The sequence below is a fragment of the Natronorubrum halophilum genome, assembly GCF_003670115.1.
In the GTDB taxonomy this organism is placed as follows: domain Archaea; phylum Halobacteriota; class Halobacteria; order Halobacteriales; family Natrialbaceae; genus Natronorubrum; species Natronorubrum halophilum.
Genome location: NZ_QQTY01000006.1, coordinates 1 through 16,495 on the forward strand (window position 1 = coordinate 1; position 16,495 = coordinate 16,495).

Sequence of the window (16,495 nt, forward strand, 5' to 3'; positions counted from 1 at the left end):
GACTTATAGCTGATTGAGCCTCTCAAAAATCCTGTCCCCACTCTCGGAGGATATCCTCGACGTCGAGCGAGCGCGCGGCTCCCATCCGAATCATCGTGTGCCAAAGGAACGCGAGCGTCACGTGCGGAAGTGACGCGTACTCGTACCGCTCGAGGTGGTCCAGAACCGCCTCAGCCTGCTCTTGGTCGAGCATCACCTCGCGGACGCCCTCGCCCGGGCGGAGATCGGGCGATCGGACCTTCTCGTGCAAGTCCTGATCGACGCCGTCGATCGTGCCGAGGAACCGGACAAATACCCGGAGGGTGTCCATCTGCGTCTTCAGAGTCGTCTTCTTCAGGTCGCCGTCGTTCCGTCGGCAGAGACGGTACTCGTGGAGCTTCCGCCCCGTGAGGTCGTTTAGGTTGTCGATGTCGCGCTCGCCGCACCAGCGGACGAAGTGGCTCAGTCGTGCTCCGTGCGAGCGGATCGTCGATTCGGCCGCTTCGGCCTCGCGCTCGGCGAGGTACAATTCAACTGCGGTTTTCGGGTCGATTGGTTCGAGGTTCATGGTTCGCTCAGTTGCGAACCACACGAGAACACGATCCTCGCACCCCGATCGGTGAATCACCAATTATCTCGCCGTCTCGGGTGGACCCGTCAGAACTGGTCCATCAATTCTTCCGTCCGCTCTTTCCGAGCCTGTTGCTCGTGAATCACTTGGACGTTCTCGAGGTCGAAGTCGATCGTTTTCCCCGGCCCGGTGCCGTCGGTCGTCACTATCCCGCGATCGGCCAACGGCTTAATTCCCTTCTCGATGTTCGTGTCCGACTTGATATCGATATCGCGGGCGATTTCCTCGCGCGGGACCGGACCACCGCGGCGGAGGATACTGGCGACGACCGCTCGCACATACCGCGGCGAGCCTTCGTCTTTCGCTTCGTCGATCACCTCTTGCACGTACTCGTCGTCGACAAACGATTCGTAGTCGTCGGGGACATCGACCGTCGGCTGCGTGGCCTCCAGTTCATCGATTCGTTCTTGTGCGGCCTCGAACTTGCGCTTCCACTTCCCCGATTCGCCGTCGGTTCCGACGCCGAACGCATCCGCGAGTCGTTCGGTCGCCTCCCGTGCGGTCTCGAAGTCCTCGAGCGTCGGCCGGTCGGCGAGTTCCTCGCGGAGTGATTCTACCTCGCGTTCGAGATCAGCGATTCGGTCCTCGCGGGCTTCGAGGTCGCGTTCTAAGCGATTCTTTTCCTCGATGACCTCAGACACGGGCGCGGACGTATCAGCCTCCGTGTCGGCCCCGTGGTTCGACAGGGCATCGGCCATTTGGGTGGCCGCCGCCGCGATATCGTCTTGGCTCTCGAGCTTCTGCTCCAGTTCGTCAATTCGGTTTTCACGGTCTTCGAGTTCCGCCTCGAGTTGTGCCACCCGGTCCTGTCGGCGCTGTTCTTGGGCGCTGATTTCCTCGAGTTCGGAAACCAGATTCTCGCCGACGGATTTTAGTTCCGGGCGGTCGAAATCCTCGAGTCCGGGCGTCGCACCCGCGTCGAACGTGCGCTTCCGTCGGAATTGCACGCGGTCAACGCGGTCTGCTCCCCAGTCGGTTTGCACGAACGCTTCCCCATCGTTGAGATCGGCGACGCGCTCGCGGTACTCGCTGCCGAGCACGCGCCCGGCGACTTTCGTATCGTTATCCCACGTCAGTCGGTGCCAGACCAACCAGTTCGCTTGCGTGATGAAATCCTTTTTCACACAGTTTCGGAGGATAGGCTATTTTCTCGTGTTTTCCGGGCCAATCGTGGCTCGAATGGGCCACGTTAGTGAGGTCTCAGCTATACTTCTCGGATTGATCTCAGCAAGTGAGCGAAAACGCGTCAGAATTCGACGTCTCGTAGAGTGTCGCCACTCACGACGGGCGGCCCGAGTTGGGTAAAAGTTAATCCGGCGGTATCTGCGCTGAGCAAACCAATTCGACACACTCACCGGCTGTGAGAATCGGTGCGTAGTCTATCTCACATCCGACACCCGTCTTCAACAAGAAATCGGTGAGCCGCCAGACGTTGTGGAGTAACACTGCGAAGACGAAAAAAAAAAGAGCCGCACGCGGTAATCCTTAGAAGAAGTCTTCGCAAGGAAGTCGTTCTTGATCGACTTGTACTCGTTCTCGATCTGCCAGCGACGGTTGTACCGGCGACAAAACGTCTCGGCCTCGTCTGGCCCGATTGAGAGATTCGTCGCAAAGACTGCTGTACCCTCTCCTTTCGTCGATGGGACGTACAGAAATTGCATCGCGTGCGATCCCCGTTTAGTATGAACGGTCGCAGATTCCACGGCTACGTTCTGCCAATCATCGTTCATTTTCTCGATAGCCGCCCGCTCGGAGCTGTACGTTCGCTTCGGAATGAGATAGTTCACGTCGAGATTCGACAACGTCTGGTAGACCGGCTTCGCGTCAAACTCGGAATCGCACAAGATCATTTCTATCGGAACGAGCTCCTGCGCGCGTCGAACAAGTCGTCGGACTACACTGTGAATTCGATTTGGTGGGTTTTCGTCCCATGCCGAGCTCTCCCGGACGGGTTCGACAGCCAATACAAGCGGGATATTCCACCCGACAATCGAGAGCGTCGCAAATTTGAACGCTCGTTTGTCACTGTCTTTTGTTCCACTAACCATCCCCATTCCCTCGACGTCGCCGTAATACTGGAGCGTCGTGATATCGATGGCTACCGTAACGGGGCGACGGAACGTGACTTCCGACTGGATGACCGATAGCAGCCGGTCAGTCGCTTCTTGAAACCCGGATATCAGGTCTTCGGGGTCAAATTTTTTGACTGTCCGAAGGTGTGTGTCGCCATGAGGACCATATTCGGTCCCACGACGGAACTGGAACCGGGTTGCACCCTGCGAAGTTCCACAACCAGCCATCCCGAGAAACGCCTGAAACTCGAGAAAGCGAGTGTCCTCGTAGGTCGCGTTCTGTGCGCGGCCAGAGTCGAACAATTCGAAGGTGTGATCGCGTGCGAGATGGGTCGTCCGAGAGATTTTGGCATCGGTAAACGTGGGACCGTTCTCAGGTTCGTCATCAATCTCATCAAGCGTCGGTTCGACTTCCTTCAGTGGACGCACCTCAGGTGCGTAGAAATCTCCTCTGTCGACTTCCCAGATGAGATCATGTGCGCCATCGGCGACGACAGGTGTTCGAAAACCTCGGGTTGGAACCGACCGGGCGTCTCTCGAGTGAGCGTCACGAAATAGTGCGACTCGTCGAGCGCGACGTCGGCCCGGTGACAGCGCACGACGTCGTTTCCGAGTGATTACTCGAGCGTCGGGCGACTGTCGAGACCGTCCACTCGGGGCGACCGGGTGGGGAGCGACCGCGAAACCGTTGGGTTCGGGGATAGAACATAGGCAACAGTCGGGACTCTGGAATCGTGAATCCACCGGCGAAAGTGAGCGGGGACCATGGTTCCCATCGTCCACGCTTGGCCGGTCACCACAGCCGGCCGTGTAAAGCGTCTCTATTCCGTGAAATATCGCTTCGGGCGTGAATCAGTGGGTGAAAGCCACACCATCCTTGTACCATAACCACTGCAGCGAACAGTACCAGCACAAGGAGCAAGCTGTTCGGTACGAACGCGAGTAGATCCCAGGAAGATACGCCTACTATGTCGTAGTATCCGATAGCGGTGACTAACACAGCAATTGCACCACTGATTAGCCGATCGCGAAGAGTGCTGCTCACTGATAAAATTCGTGATCGACATCATCGAATGCACCGCAGCGAGAGCACTCTTTTCCGGACCCCACGAACGAGTCGTCAACCCAATTGTGTCCGGTCTTCCAGCAGAAAGGGCCGTTTCAGCGGGTTTATACTGGTATCTTAACCATTTTAAGTTAATTAATTTATGTTTTAACCTCTCTAATAGCCAATCTCGATAGATAACTCTCAGTAGATGATAAATCATCAACCACCACCCATAATAGTAATTATTATGTAATACCAATAATGAGTATTCAGTGCTGACATTAGATCAGAGAATAATGCTGCGCAATACTGTTCACACACGAATTCTGGTCATATCTGCCAACGCAGTGTTACTCAGGTGGAGTAGCAACACCATTGTCTCCAGATCTGTCCGAGACACACTGATTACACGATTGACCAGTTGCAAGAGCACCCCTCAGGACTGGGACGTACTGGTTACCGATGTGATTCATGGTACAAAGTACGATCTCGAGGGCCTGATTGAATCGCTGTCCAACGACGAGGACGACCAGCCACGGCTTCACGCACTACACCCAGAAATTGCCCCATATGAGTAATAGCCCCCATCACGATTCCGCCGAACAGTCTACCGAACGTCCTGATGAGCACTCCACGTTCTCGGAGCAATTCCGATCCCTGTTTGTCCGAATGTCACCGAAGGTACTCTCGATCGCCATGTGGATGGCATTCCTCGTCATTATGACTGGCTCAGCGACTGCCCAGTCGGATGTGGGTGATGTCTACTGTGGGACTGGCGTCGAAACCGGGATCACCATTGTCTTCGGTGCGATTGCCGGACTCGGGCTCCCTGCAACGGGCTTCTACGTTTGCCGGGCAGGCCTCTCGTACATGCGTGCCGGAGGAAATCCCGAGAAGAAGAATACCGCCAAAGAGCGGCTGGTTATGTCGGGTATTGGGTTCGGAATCATCGTCCTCGCCCTTATCTCGCCCGAACTCATCGACAACGTCGGAAGCCAGATGGGATTCAACTTCTCCAGTTGTGTCAAGCCGTTCTAGATCCTAACACATCCGAACACGACCTCCCACACCATATTGTCGATGACCATGCTCCGGCCGGTGATCGTTGTCGTCCTCCTCGTTACGAGTAGTCTCGCCATTGGGCTGATGAACACTACAGCATCTGCCTCACCAGAGACGAATTCGAGTACAGCGCTCCCCGTGGACGGCCCTGATTATGGTGTCAACGAGTCGCGATTTCAGCTGTTGTGGTCGGAAGATACAGATCAGGCGAACCTCTCGAGTGATGACCTAACAGAGAATGCGTCCTCGCCTGCGGAGTTCTCACAGCACCTCTCGCGATCGACGGACTACTTGTTCGACGACCCAATCGAGGATGTCGAACGCTGGAATAGCGGTGACTTCGACGACTACGCCGCTGGTGATGAAGAGACATCGATCCACCCCGAGGCAGCAGCCCTTGAGAATAGACGCTTCATCAAAGACGCATACAGTAGCATCTTTGCAGTCAATCCGTCGACGGTTCTCCAGTCGGGGAACGAGTCAACGACGTATATCGCGCCGGAGGGTGAGGTTCTCGCGATATCCGATTACCGAGTCGAAGTGCCAGACGACAGTGAGAGCGGACCAGTACGGGACGAATGGTCGCTCGAGGAGACCGATCTCGAGAGTGTCACCCTCGAGGCAGATGGTCTGAAACTCGATTCCAACGCAAGCCATCGGTCGTCCCTCGAGTACAGCAGTCTGTCAGGCGACCCAACGCTAGCAGTTGAAGCAGAGATCTCCGCTCAACTTCGTCAGAAGGAGCGGACGTGTGACGAGTATAATCAGAGCACGGACTCCTGTGAGGGTTCGTGGGAGACAGAAATCAACCACCCTTCCGAACAGCTCACAGTAACTGACTCGGTCAACACTACCGTCAATCGAGTCGACACCGCCGATGGAAACCAGATGGCGTTCGAAGCCGATGACAACCGCACCGGTGCTGTCGTTCACCCGGGTACCGTCTGGTCAGGGATCGATATCGACGACAACACACAGGTTCGCGGGAATTGGCGCTTCTATTCCGCAGGCGCAGACGGCTGGCACACGATGGTCTCACGCACCGAATCAGGCGCGACTCGAGCGAATTCCACCGTTCGTCCGGCGCAACTCTACGCGGTACCAATGCAGGCGGAACCAGACGTGGCGGGTGGCGCGGCCGATACTGTCGAACCACCACTCGAGATCGAAGCAACCTGGGGGAGTGAACATGAGGCCCCATCCCTCGGTGACGACATCGACGTTACGCCTGTCGATCAGTACGTAAATACGTCGTCCGTTGCACTGCAATCGGAATCCCTCGCAGCAGATTCGTTCGACACAGTGACCGTTCACGGAATCGTTCGTGGCCAGTCACAATCAGTCTCGCTCGAGAACGAAGGGACCGTTCGCGAAACGAATCTCAACCTGACCGTTCTCGAGGTCAATTCCTCGGGAGCGGTCGTCGAAGCAGTAGTTACGGAAAACGCGACTGGAGAACCGGTGACGACTGGGCGCGTGGAAGTCGGCAACCAGTCGGCTCCCCTCAACGCCAGTGGGATGGCCCGCCTCCAACTTGAGGAGCGACCATCGCTCTTGGTCGATGGAACGTACGTTGCCGAGGATTGGTGGCGTGCGGAGACGATGTACGCTACTGCAGAGGATCGGGCAAAGATCCCACCGAAGTATCCGAAGTTTGCTCAACTCGTCGAGTTAGCGCTCGTGACGCTGCTCTGGTTCCTGCCAGTTTCCTTGGCTGTCTACGGGTTTGACTGCCTGACAGACGGCACGTTTCTTGGACTTACAGATACCGATGACAGATAACAATCCAACTCACAAGAGTCGTATCGCTCGCCGATCAGTCCTTGCCACCATCGGACTCAGTACCGCCGTCCTCGCAGGTTGTACGTCGGATTCTCCCTCAAGTCCTTCAAATAATAGTTCGGCGGATGGCTCTGGACTCGACACCGAAGACAGCGATATCTTCGCGAACGTCGAGATGAACGACGAGAATCTCGAGGTCGAAGTGACTGGAGAGAGTTCGGCCAAATTCATCAACCTCGTCGATCCAGATGGCGAGTTATTCGATCAAGCCCGTCTCGAGGATGACGACACCGAAGCCTCATTCGATATCCTCGGCAGGTTTGAAGACGATATCGACACTGGTGAGTATGAACTCGTCGCCCTCGAGAATCGTGAAGCCGATGAACCGGTTGACTCGACGACGATCACGCTCGATGCAGAGTGCACAATCACCGACGTGCTCTGGGCGGCAGAGAATCCAGATATGGACTGGGAGAAGAATTCACCAGTCTGGGATGAATACGCGGCAGTTGTTATAGAGAACGTGGGGACGATTCCCTCCTTACTTACAGAACTTCAGTGGAAAGGCGCACCGGCCGCCAAGTTAGGTAGAGACGATACAGTCTCGTATCACCATGAGATACGCTTGCCGCCCGGAGAGACGACTGCCTATTCATTTGGTCAAATCTATCAGACAAGTGGTGCAGGAGGTTCACTGGACTGTAGCGAGTTAGGGACAGAACCGATGACAGTGACAGCTGTCGTCCAAGTAGGATCAGATCCATCCTACACACAGCAAATCGAGTATGGTGGGGAACAATCGTGTGATCTTACTATCGTTGAGGAGGGCCCAGGTGAATCGCTATCTGATGGAGGTGACGATTAGATGGCATGGCTCCAAAACGAAGTTGAAAATGCGATTGAAAACGTTATTGAGAGGCTCACCGACGCAATTCTTGGGCTAGTAAACGATATCTACGGAGCGCTCTTGGAGCCCATCGTCGGTGTTCCGGCGCCGGAATCTAACTCTCAGTATATCGTTGTTGGAACTCCAAGTGGAGAGCCATGGGCAAGTTTGTATCAGGATGTGTATCTGGCGTATATTATGCCCTTGGCGATTATGATGGTGATTATTTCGTTCTCGTTCATCGGGCTCCGCGCAGGGTCGATGAGTGCGTATCGTCGGAAGCGACTCATGAGACGTCTCGGAATCGTGTTCATGGGAACGTTCGTTTGGTTCCCGTTAGTTTCGATCCCGTTGCAATTTGTCGACGCAATTGGGACAACGATCGCTCCAATAGAAGATATGTCCGCAGGTCTTGGCGGACTTATTCAAGCGACTCTTGGAGGGACGTTTGTAATCCTCGCGATGGTTGTCATCTCAAATTTCTTCTTAGTTGTTGCTGGATTCGTCGTTGCTCTCCGATGGATCGGAATATTCGTGCTAACGGTCACTATGCCGCTTCTGGGGGTTATCTGGGCGCTTGAAGCCTGGCCATTCACACCAGCTGCGAACATGGCCCGTCGAGTAGCAGGGATTTATCCTGGCCTCATCCTTGCTGGAGTTCCAGCGGCGCTTCTCTTCCGGATTGGGTGGGAAGTCGGTGGTATTGAGACACTCGGCCAAAATGAACTTTTTTCGCTACTCATTGGATTGACGCTGATTCCCGCAGCGGTTATTGCGATGATCATGACCGTCTACTGGAGTAGCCCCGCCGTTCGAACGATCGCTCAGAAGAGCGTTACCGCCACAAATCCGGCATCGGCTGCTGCTGGTGCCAGTAAAGCAAAAGCCGCGTCTGGGAGTGCCGTACGCGGCGCTCGAAACGTTCATCGTGGCTACGCAAACGGAAAATTCGGCCCGGTAACGAAAAGCGGTCAGACGAAACTCGGGAGTAGTAACTCGAAAGCGTACAAACTCGGTAAATCAGCGAACGCGACGAGGGCGCACGCCAGTCAGTACAACACACTGCGGAAATCGGATTCAGGACGAATACGCGACAAAGCCAAAGATGACGCCAAACGCGCTACACGGAAAACATCGGCCAAAGCTAAGCAAGGGCTCAGAAACACCAAAGAAAAGGTCTCGAGGTGGTGATCGATATGAGTTCGAACACAGCCGATAGCGAATACAATGCACGAAAGATTCACCAATCGCTGGGCGGCACGACAGCGTTCTTCCAGGGCTACACGATTGGCGAACTTATGCTGTTTCTCACAGTCGCGTTCGTCACCGTCATCGCAGCGACGTTCGTTCCATCCGCGCTCACGATCCCGATCCTCGGATTCGGATGTATGTGCACGATTCTCCTCTTCTTGCTTCACAAGGTCAAGCCCGATTACCTCTGGCTCACCGAGTGGCTCGTCGCTCGATTCGGGTGGGCGATCAAAAACAAGGAGTACACACATGGCGGGGAGGACAACAGCGAAGTTCGCTATCTGACCCGCCTCAATCGAGTGTACCCACACGCGATCGAACGAACTGACGGTGCACTTGTCGGAGCCATGAAAGTCGAGCCGGCGAATATGGCCCTCGAGGATGATGACGCCTGGGCGAAGGCTGTCCAGTCACTCTCGGAGTTCGTGAATTCGACTGTCGATTTTCCCGCGAAGATCTACATCACCAGCCGCGAAGTTGATCACGACGACGTCGTTCGCGAACATCAAAATCGGCTTGGCGATGCTGACGTTCGCTCGCGGCCAGTCCTGAAACGCCTTCTCGAAGAGTACGTCGCAGCTAATACTAACGAAAACGGAGATCTGGACTCTGAGACGACCACAATCCGTGAGTACTATCTCATCACGGCGGTGACCGACAGCGACATCGAGCAGTTCGACGAAACCGGTGACAGCGTTCTAGCTTACCTTGCAGATGTACCAGCACTTGGGCGGCTCTTCGGTCGCTTTCAGTCTGAGGGGGTGAGTGAGTCCAGACGTGACCAACTCAAAGAAGAGAAGCTAGAATCGCGACTCGCGCAACTCCGACGTGGTGGGTCGTCGCTCTATCGGTGTTCGATCAGCCCCGTCGACGCGTATGACCTCGCTCGAGTCACGAAGGAGTACTGGACGTGCCAGTCGCAAGACTATGCTGATATGACGAGTGCGATTGGGACGTTTCCAGTTATTTCTCATGGGATTAGTGACGGTGTTCCAGCCACGCCAGATCCCGAGGATGTCGTCGGTGCGATGGACGACAGTGGTGACGAATCTGAGGACTGGGAGTACTCTCTCGAGGATCTCGATGAAGAAGACGACGCCTCATCAGTCTCTTCGGAGAATCGTCTTCCAGACACGTCGACGATGCACCAGTCGGTTATTGCGCCGTCGACGATCGATTGGGAAACAACCTACGCCGTGATCAATGACGAGACGTTCGTTCGCACGTTTTGGATCGAGCAGTTCCCCGAAGAACCGTCGGATGGACTCCTCGAGCGGCTCTTGCTCGAGACCGATCTACAGACGGATCTCAGTATCCACCTCGATCCGTTCGATAGCCAGTCAGCGCAGGATATGATGGCAGATTGGATCTCGGACTTGAAGATCAACCAGCACGACTCGAACAGCCTCAAAGCCGAAGATCTGCAAGAAGACATCGACCAGGCGAAGTACATGCGCTCGCTCGTTCGAGCGAACAAAGCCTCGTTCTACCGGGGTGGTGTGTTCATTCGACTCGCAGCCGAGAGCCAGCAAGAACTCGAGAATCAGACGACTCGGCTACGCTCGATTATTAAAGATGCACCAGCCAATTGTACGCTCAAAGTCGCGAGCCGATGGCAAGAACGAGGTCTCGCTACAGTCTCACCACTCGGACGGAACGAACTTGGTCGCGATCGAATGTCGACGCTGACCAACCAAGCCATTGGCGCGATGTTCCCCTTCTCGTCGAACTACCAGATGATGGACGACGGGATTGAATACGGCTATCACGGCCATAACGGCTCTCCGATTCGTATCAACCCGTGGGAGCTCGAGACCGGGCATAGCGAACTCGTGGTCGGGATGCCCGGTGCCGGGAAGACGTTCGGTGGGATCATGCGCCACCTGCGGATGATGAAACGCCGCAACGATACAATGCTCGTTCTTATCGATCCCGTTGGTGGCTTTCGAGGGATCGCCGATGCTTTGAACGCAAAGACGATCACTGTCGGTGGTGATACGAAACTGAACCCGCTCGAGATCCGTCAGACGCCCCAACACGTGCTTGAGTCCAGCGATGGGATCTCTCCCCTCTCGGCGAAAAAAGACGAGGTCTACGCTGTCCTCGAGAACTTCCTCGAAGCGCGCGATATCGAACTCGGAGCCGAGACGGGTGTCCTCTCGTATGTGATCGACGAAGCCTATCGACAGGCTGGGATCGTCGAGGACAACGTCTCGACGCATACGTCGGAGAACTCGCCGACGATGCAGGACGTCCACCGAATCCTCTGTGATATCGCCGAGAATCCGGACGAGCACAATATCGCAGAATCCGAATCCGCTCGCGAGCGTGCTGCACAGTATGCTGACGAACTCGCGATTGCCTTCCAACCCTTTCGTGAGGGTGGCTCCTACGAAAACCTCTCTCATCGCTCAGAGATCGATATCCTCGAGGGAGACAACAAGGTCGTCTACATCGATCTGAGCCAGATCGAAGGCAGTGCCTCGGGGATCGACCGCCAGACGTTCCTGATGCAACTGCTGCTGTCGACGATCTACCAGCAAGCCAAGAACACCCAACGGAATGTCGAACTCGCGATCGACGAAGCCCACTACCTCTTCGAGGATCAGGCCAATCTCGACTTCCTCGAGACGGCGTTCCGCCACCAACGCCACGCCGGCCTTCGCATGGTATTGCTCTCTCAGACCGCTCAGGAGTTCTACGAGACCGAACAGGCCGAGAAGATCATTGGGATGTGCCCGATCAAAGTCTTCCACAAACTGCCCGAACTCGACGATCGGACGGCCGAGAAAATTGGCTTGACCAAAGAGCAGCGCCAGTATGTCAGAGGTGCTGACGCTGGGAAAGAAGATCTCGGCTACAGTCAATCACTCGTTCGCGTCGAGGAGCACGGCACCTATCCCTTGCACGTGGTCGCAGACGACTTCGAGAAGCGGGTTATCGACTACGAGCCAGAGGACCAGGCCTTCATCCAGCAGGCAATTAGCGACGAGCCGGCGGAACTGCTCGCCTTCGAAGAGTTCGTCGAAACTGAGGCACAGAAGAACGCTCTTGCGACCCGTCTCAATCTCACAGCAGAGACAGCGAGCCAACTCCTTGAAGAGGATCTCACGAAAGCGGAGGTCCTCGATGCTGTCGTTGAACAGGCTCTCGAATCGGATACAGAATCCGAAGAGGCACCGATCCAGACTGACGGTAGAACTGAACAGCGAACAATTGGACCCGAATATGACAGCTAAGACCATGACTACGCTCAATCGTTTCACGAAGATGCTCGGTTCATCGCCACAGTACGAGGCGACGCAACTCGAGTTCGAAGAGCAGGACTCGTTCGTCCAGCAGCAAGCAGACACGCCGGGACTACTCCTTCGAATCCGCCCCTACAAGGAGAACAACGGTGTCGTGGATGGGGCAGGTGTCCTTCAATCGGTCCACGATGTGACGACGAATTTCCGTGGGAAGAACACGAGCGATCACCACTCGTTCGAGGTCTGGTTCGATGAGGGGAAGATCAAGTTCTATATGCATGCTGCTACCGAGGCAGCCGCAGACAAGTTCCGCCGTCGGGTCGGGAACAACTACGCCAACAGCGAAATTTTCCCTGTCGAGGAAGGCCATGCGTTCCCAGTTATTGATTCTGACCAGTACGTCGCTGGTGCGTGGCTCGAGATGGAGAAGATTCCCTACTACCCGATCCGCCATCACAACAGCGAAGGCTTCGAGACGGACCCCTACGGCGAAATCACCAGCGAGATGCTCTCGCTCGACGAGAGTACAGTCGTCACACAGGTCGTCTTTCGACCCGCGAAGCAATCGTGGACCGAGGGTGATCGGTTCAAGCACAATAGCGTCGACGAACTCGCACACGCACTCCGGCAAGGAACCTCTGTGGGATGGCTCAACCCTCGGACCCGACCGGCAAGCGAGAAGGACAAGCAAGCAGCGAAAACGATCGAACAGCAACGCGGGCAACAGGCGTTCCACGTCAACATCCGCGTTCTTGCTGCCTCGAGTGAACAGGACGAAGCCGAGGCTCGAGCCCGCGGGGTTGCAGGGATGTTCAGGAAGTACTACAACGCGATCACGGAGCAAGGGCTGGACGATAACCCAGTCTGGCATCGCAAAGAGCGAAAACGAGCCGAGCGACTACGACGGTTCCTCTATCGTATGCGCGATCGCGAGTGGATCGACCGCCGCATGATCATGACCGTCGACGAACTCGCCGGTGTCGCACACATCCCTAATGCTGAGATTGAGACACCGAAGATCGATTGGCGATACACCCAACGTGGCGATCGGCTCCCGTCGGATGGGTCTCAACACCCATCTGACGAATCGCCGGTTGATGGGCAGACACCAGCTGTGCCGGATAAGACGGCAGTCACCTTTGACGGCTCTACTCGAGAGCAGGAGGGATTCGATGGTGTTTGATCGGTTCTTCGGATCCGGTGAGGAGTCTTCGAGTAGTGATAGTCAGCACGAACCAGTAGATGATGCATCCGGTGAAGATATCCCCTCCACAGGTAGTGACGACCAGACAGAAACCAAGAACGCTGTTTCTGAGTCGTCTCCTGATCAGCAACCAAACTCCGACAGCGAGCAATACCAGATCGTCGATCAAAATACGACTCGCATCGGTGGCAAGCCGATCCTCACGGAAACAGCCAGCGAAGGCACGGTCGCAGGCCCGTTCGTTCGAGAGATGTTCGAAGCTGGGATGTACAATGCCCCGGCCCCACTCTGGGTCGGCTACACGGAAGATCCTCAGACTGGATTTCGTGAGGCCCCGCTCCGGTTTGACTCACTGTTTCGGCACAACTGGATCGCAGGGACGACCGGCTACGGAAAGACGACTCAGCTCCTGAATATGATGGTGCAGTGGGCGTATTCGGGCTACGGCTTCACGTACTTCGATCCGAAAGGGCGAGACTCCCGTGAACTCCTCCGAATGCTCCCTAAACATCGCCTTGAGGACGTGATCTGGATCGAGCCCGGGTCGACCACCCATGAGGACACGGTCGGGATGAATTTTCTTGAAGTACCAGAATGCGAGACGACTGAGGAACTCGAGAACGAGATCGAAAACCGGGTCGAGAACCTGAAAGCAGTCTTCGATACGTCCGACTATTGGGGCATCAACATGGAGGCGATCACCGAGTCGATGGCTCGGGCGATGATGAAATCAGAGCAGCCGTTTTCGGTCATCGATATGTACTTCATCCTGCTCAACGCCGACCGTCGCGAAGACTTCGCACTCGATGTCGAGGATCCCTATATCCGTGAGTTCTGTCTCGAGATCGCGAACATGGAAGAGGAGACGATTCGACCACTTCTGAAACGGATCAAGTCCTGGGTTGAGAACTCGGTGATTCGCCGGATTATCGCTCATCGCGAGAGTACGATTAACTTCCGTGATATCATCGATAACGATCGGATCGTCATCGTCCGAACGCCCGTTGAGAACACGGATATCAAGAAGATGGTCACCCTCGGCGTGATGCGGAATTTGTGGAGTGCGATTCAGCGGCGGTCGTACGAACTCGATACCGATCCAGAACCCTACTTTGTTCTCTGTGACGAGTTTGACGATATCGCGAGCGACAATCTCGATATCGAGTCGATGCTAGCCCGTGCTCGGTCGATGCGGTTGTCGGTGACCCTGGCCTCGCAGTATCCCTCCCAGTTTGACGAGGACACGCTGAAAGCAATGCAGAACAACTGTGATAATCTTCTCACGTTCTCGGTCAACGACAGCGACGATGCCGAGTTGTTGATGAAACGCTTCCGCGACTACACGGCCGAAGATCTTATTACCACCGACCAGTTCAAAGTTTGGACGCGGATCCCACTGTCTGGAGGGCGCTACTCTGAACCGGTCTTGATCCGGACGTTTCCGCCATACCCGCCTCTCAGAGGGACGGATGCTGTCGATCGAATCATCGAACAGAGTCTCGAGCGGTATGGGACTGATCCGCTGACGGATGCTGAAATTCTGCAGGATCTCATCTATAGTGATTCGAACGAGGCAGCGAACCCCAAGCAGATTCTCGAGGAAACGATGGCGAAAGCCGTTCGTGCAATCCAAATCCGGGAAGATGTGCGGACAGAAAATGGCTGGGTCGATGTCACTATCGTCGACGAGGAACTCGCGGCCCGTCTCGAGAATACTGAGCCTGAGATCGACGTTGCACCCGAAGACTTGCCTGACATTCGTGAGGAATCCCGGTTGCTCGAGGTTACGCTGCAGAACGACGACATCGTGGTTCGGCTCACTGATGATGGAGAAACGCTGGTCAAGCCCGAGACGGGTACTGTTCGATCAGCTGGTGGCTCAAGTCACGATGCAGTCCTCTTCGAGACGGAAACAGCACTCACCAAACGTGGATTCAGTGTCGAAATTCTTGAGCAGGATGGAAGCGAGCAGCCCGACGCAATTGCAACCCACCCCGATCACGACGCCGTATTCAACATCGAGGCTGAGACGACGACGCCGGACCGACCCGTGAAAGTCTTGCAGAATCTCAAGCGAGCCCACGAAGCGGATCGGATTCCGATATTCGTCGTCCGTCCTGGTGACTCCGAGACAGAGTGGGCGACTCGAGTTGAGAATATCCTCTCGCCACCGCTGCAAGAGCGGGCCGATGGTACCGAACAGTTCTACAATCGTGATGAGGTCCTGACTTTCGGAGGTGGTGCGACCGCTCACGGTGGTGTCACTGCCGTTCGGCCCAAGACGTCTGAGACGAACCGAACTGTTTGGACACGAAAGAACGGTGAAATCGTTCTTTCAGACGGTGAAACAGAGTTTGCCCGCGTTCCAGATGAGGGACCACTCTCGAAAGACAGTGTGCCAGCGTACTATAGCCATGACCGAGAAACCGGCCAGTATACTGTTTACGAGGCTGGAGAAAACCAGGTCTACGACTCGAGAGACGACTTTGAGGAGGAGTGGACGCCGATCAAACGGCCGTTCCGTCCCACTGTCGACCTGCCAGATCCGGATTGTTCGCGTGATAGCTATCTAATCCTGATCCATCCCACAGATGGGGTTCCTGTACTCTTCCAACAAGGCGAGACACATGAGTTGCCTGAATCATTGGACGCTGGAGAGTTATGGACGGATACTTCTTCAGATAAACTTCCCCAAGCATCGGGATCGTTCCCATCAGTAGGAGCGGATTCGTCGGTAGAGGAGTCAGTGGAGATTGACCCAGATAGTGATGGTATCGAAGCGTTTGCAGCGATGTACATCAGGGAGGCTGAGGAAGCACAGGTACCGAAGGCAACACTGTTTCAGGCATACTCGAGTTGGACCGACAAGCACGATATTGATGGGACAAACGCGAGCTGGTTCGGTCGGAAGCTTTCGAACGTCGTCGACTATGAGGATAATCGGGCCAGAGACGGCGACGATCTGGTGACTGTCTACACCGGTATCAATCTGACCAGTGATGGATCAGAATTCCTTGAGTGAGATTTACTGTCAGAAAGATGGATTTAATTCAGACACTTGAGCCGGTGAAAATCTCGCCTCCACAGCCCAAATTCCGAAATACAATTGTCAACCGGTATATCTGCCATTATCGGCCGTATAGTCGAATTTGTTCAGGGCAAATTCTCCGTTCAGGTCAAGGAATTGGAAAATGTTCAGGGCAAAACCGCAGTACGGAGGCGATGTTCAGGGTAAATTCACCAGCAAAACCAACTAGTATACAACGGGTTGCATCCGTTGGACAGGGTCACGAACAGTCTACCAGCCTATGGCACGTTTATCAGCATACTGA

General features: G+C 55.3%; 9 protein-coding genes and 1 pseudogene. 7 read left to right on the forward strand and 3 right to left on the reverse strand.

Annotated elements, in window-relative coordinates:
- Positions 1–22 precede the first annotated feature (22 nt).
- From DWB23_RS21200 to DWB23_RS21210, 3 genes and pseudogenes are all read right to left on the reverse strand, one after another.
- Entirely contained in the window at positions 23–547 is a 525-nt protein-coding gene (locus DWB23_RS21200) for a site-specific integrase (protein WP_121744795.1), read from the reverse strand.
- 89 nt (positions 548–636) lie between these two features.
- Positions 637–1,734: a hypothetical protein gene (locus tag DWB23_RS21205; RefSeq protein WP_238717536.1), complete on the reverse strand. Its 1,098-nt coding sequence runs from the start codon at positions 1,732–1,734 to the stop codon at positions 637–639.
- A 184-nt stretch (positions 1,735–1,918) separates the two neighbouring features.
- A pseudogene (locus DWB23_RS21210) lies at positions 1,919–3,030 on the reverse strand (transposase); the annotation flags it as partial.
- 1,369 nt (positions 3,031–4,399) lie between these two features.
- Here DWB23_RS21210 and DWB23_RS21220 point away from each other — a divergent pair.
- The 7 genes from DWB23_RS21220 (at position 4,400) to DWB23_RS21250 (ending at position 16,185) form a co-directional block, all read left to right on the forward strand.
- Positions 4,400–4,768, forward strand: a complete 369-nt coding sequence (locus tag DWB23_RS21220; RefSeq protein ID WP_275086331.1) for a pilin — start codon at positions 4,400–4,402, stop codon at positions 4,766–4,768.
- 48 nt (positions 4,769–4,816) lie between these two features.
- A complete protein-coding gene (locus DWB23_RS21225; RefSeq protein ID WP_394341765.1) occupies positions 4,817–6,574 on the forward strand; it encodes a hypothetical protein in 1,758 nt (585 codons plus the stop codon).
- Between the two features lie 175 nt (positions 6,575–6,749).
- Positions 6,750–7,439: a hypothetical protein gene (locus tag DWB23_RS21230; RefSeq protein WP_121744797.1), complete on the forward strand. Its 690-nt coding sequence runs from the start codon at positions 6,750–6,752 to the stop codon at positions 7,437–7,439.
- Positions 7,440–8,651 (forward strand): hypothetical protein, encoded by a 1,212-nt coding sequence (locus DWB23_RS21235; RefSeq protein ID WP_121744798.1) that lies wholly within the window; start codon positions 7,440–7,442, stop codon positions 8,649–8,651.
- A gap of 5 nt (positions 8,652–8,656) precedes the next feature.
- Positions 8,657–11,950 carry a VirB4 family type IV secretion system protein gene (locus tag DWB23_RS21240; RefSeq protein WP_121744799.1) on the forward strand — a complete coding sequence of 1,098 codons (3,294 nt, stop codon included), beginning with the start codon at positions 8,657–8,659 and terminating at the stop codon, positions 11,948–11,950.
- Positions 11,951–11,954: 4 nt separating this feature from the next.
- Positions 11,955–13,142, forward strand: a complete 1,188-nt coding sequence (locus tag DWB23_RS21245; RefSeq protein ID WP_121744919.1) for a hypothetical protein — start codon at positions 11,955–11,957, stop codon at positions 13,140–13,142.
- Positions 13,132–16,185 carry a TraM recognition domain-containing protein gene (locus DWB23_RS21250; protein ID WP_121744800.1) on the forward strand — a complete coding sequence of 1,018 codons (3,054 nt, stop codon included), beginning with the start codon at positions 13,132–13,134 and terminating at the stop codon, positions 16,183–16,185. The genes DWB23_RS21245 and DWB23_RS21250 overlap by 11 nt, the downstream gene beginning before the upstream one ends.
- The last annotated feature ends 310 nt before the right edge of the window (positions 16,186–16,495 follow it).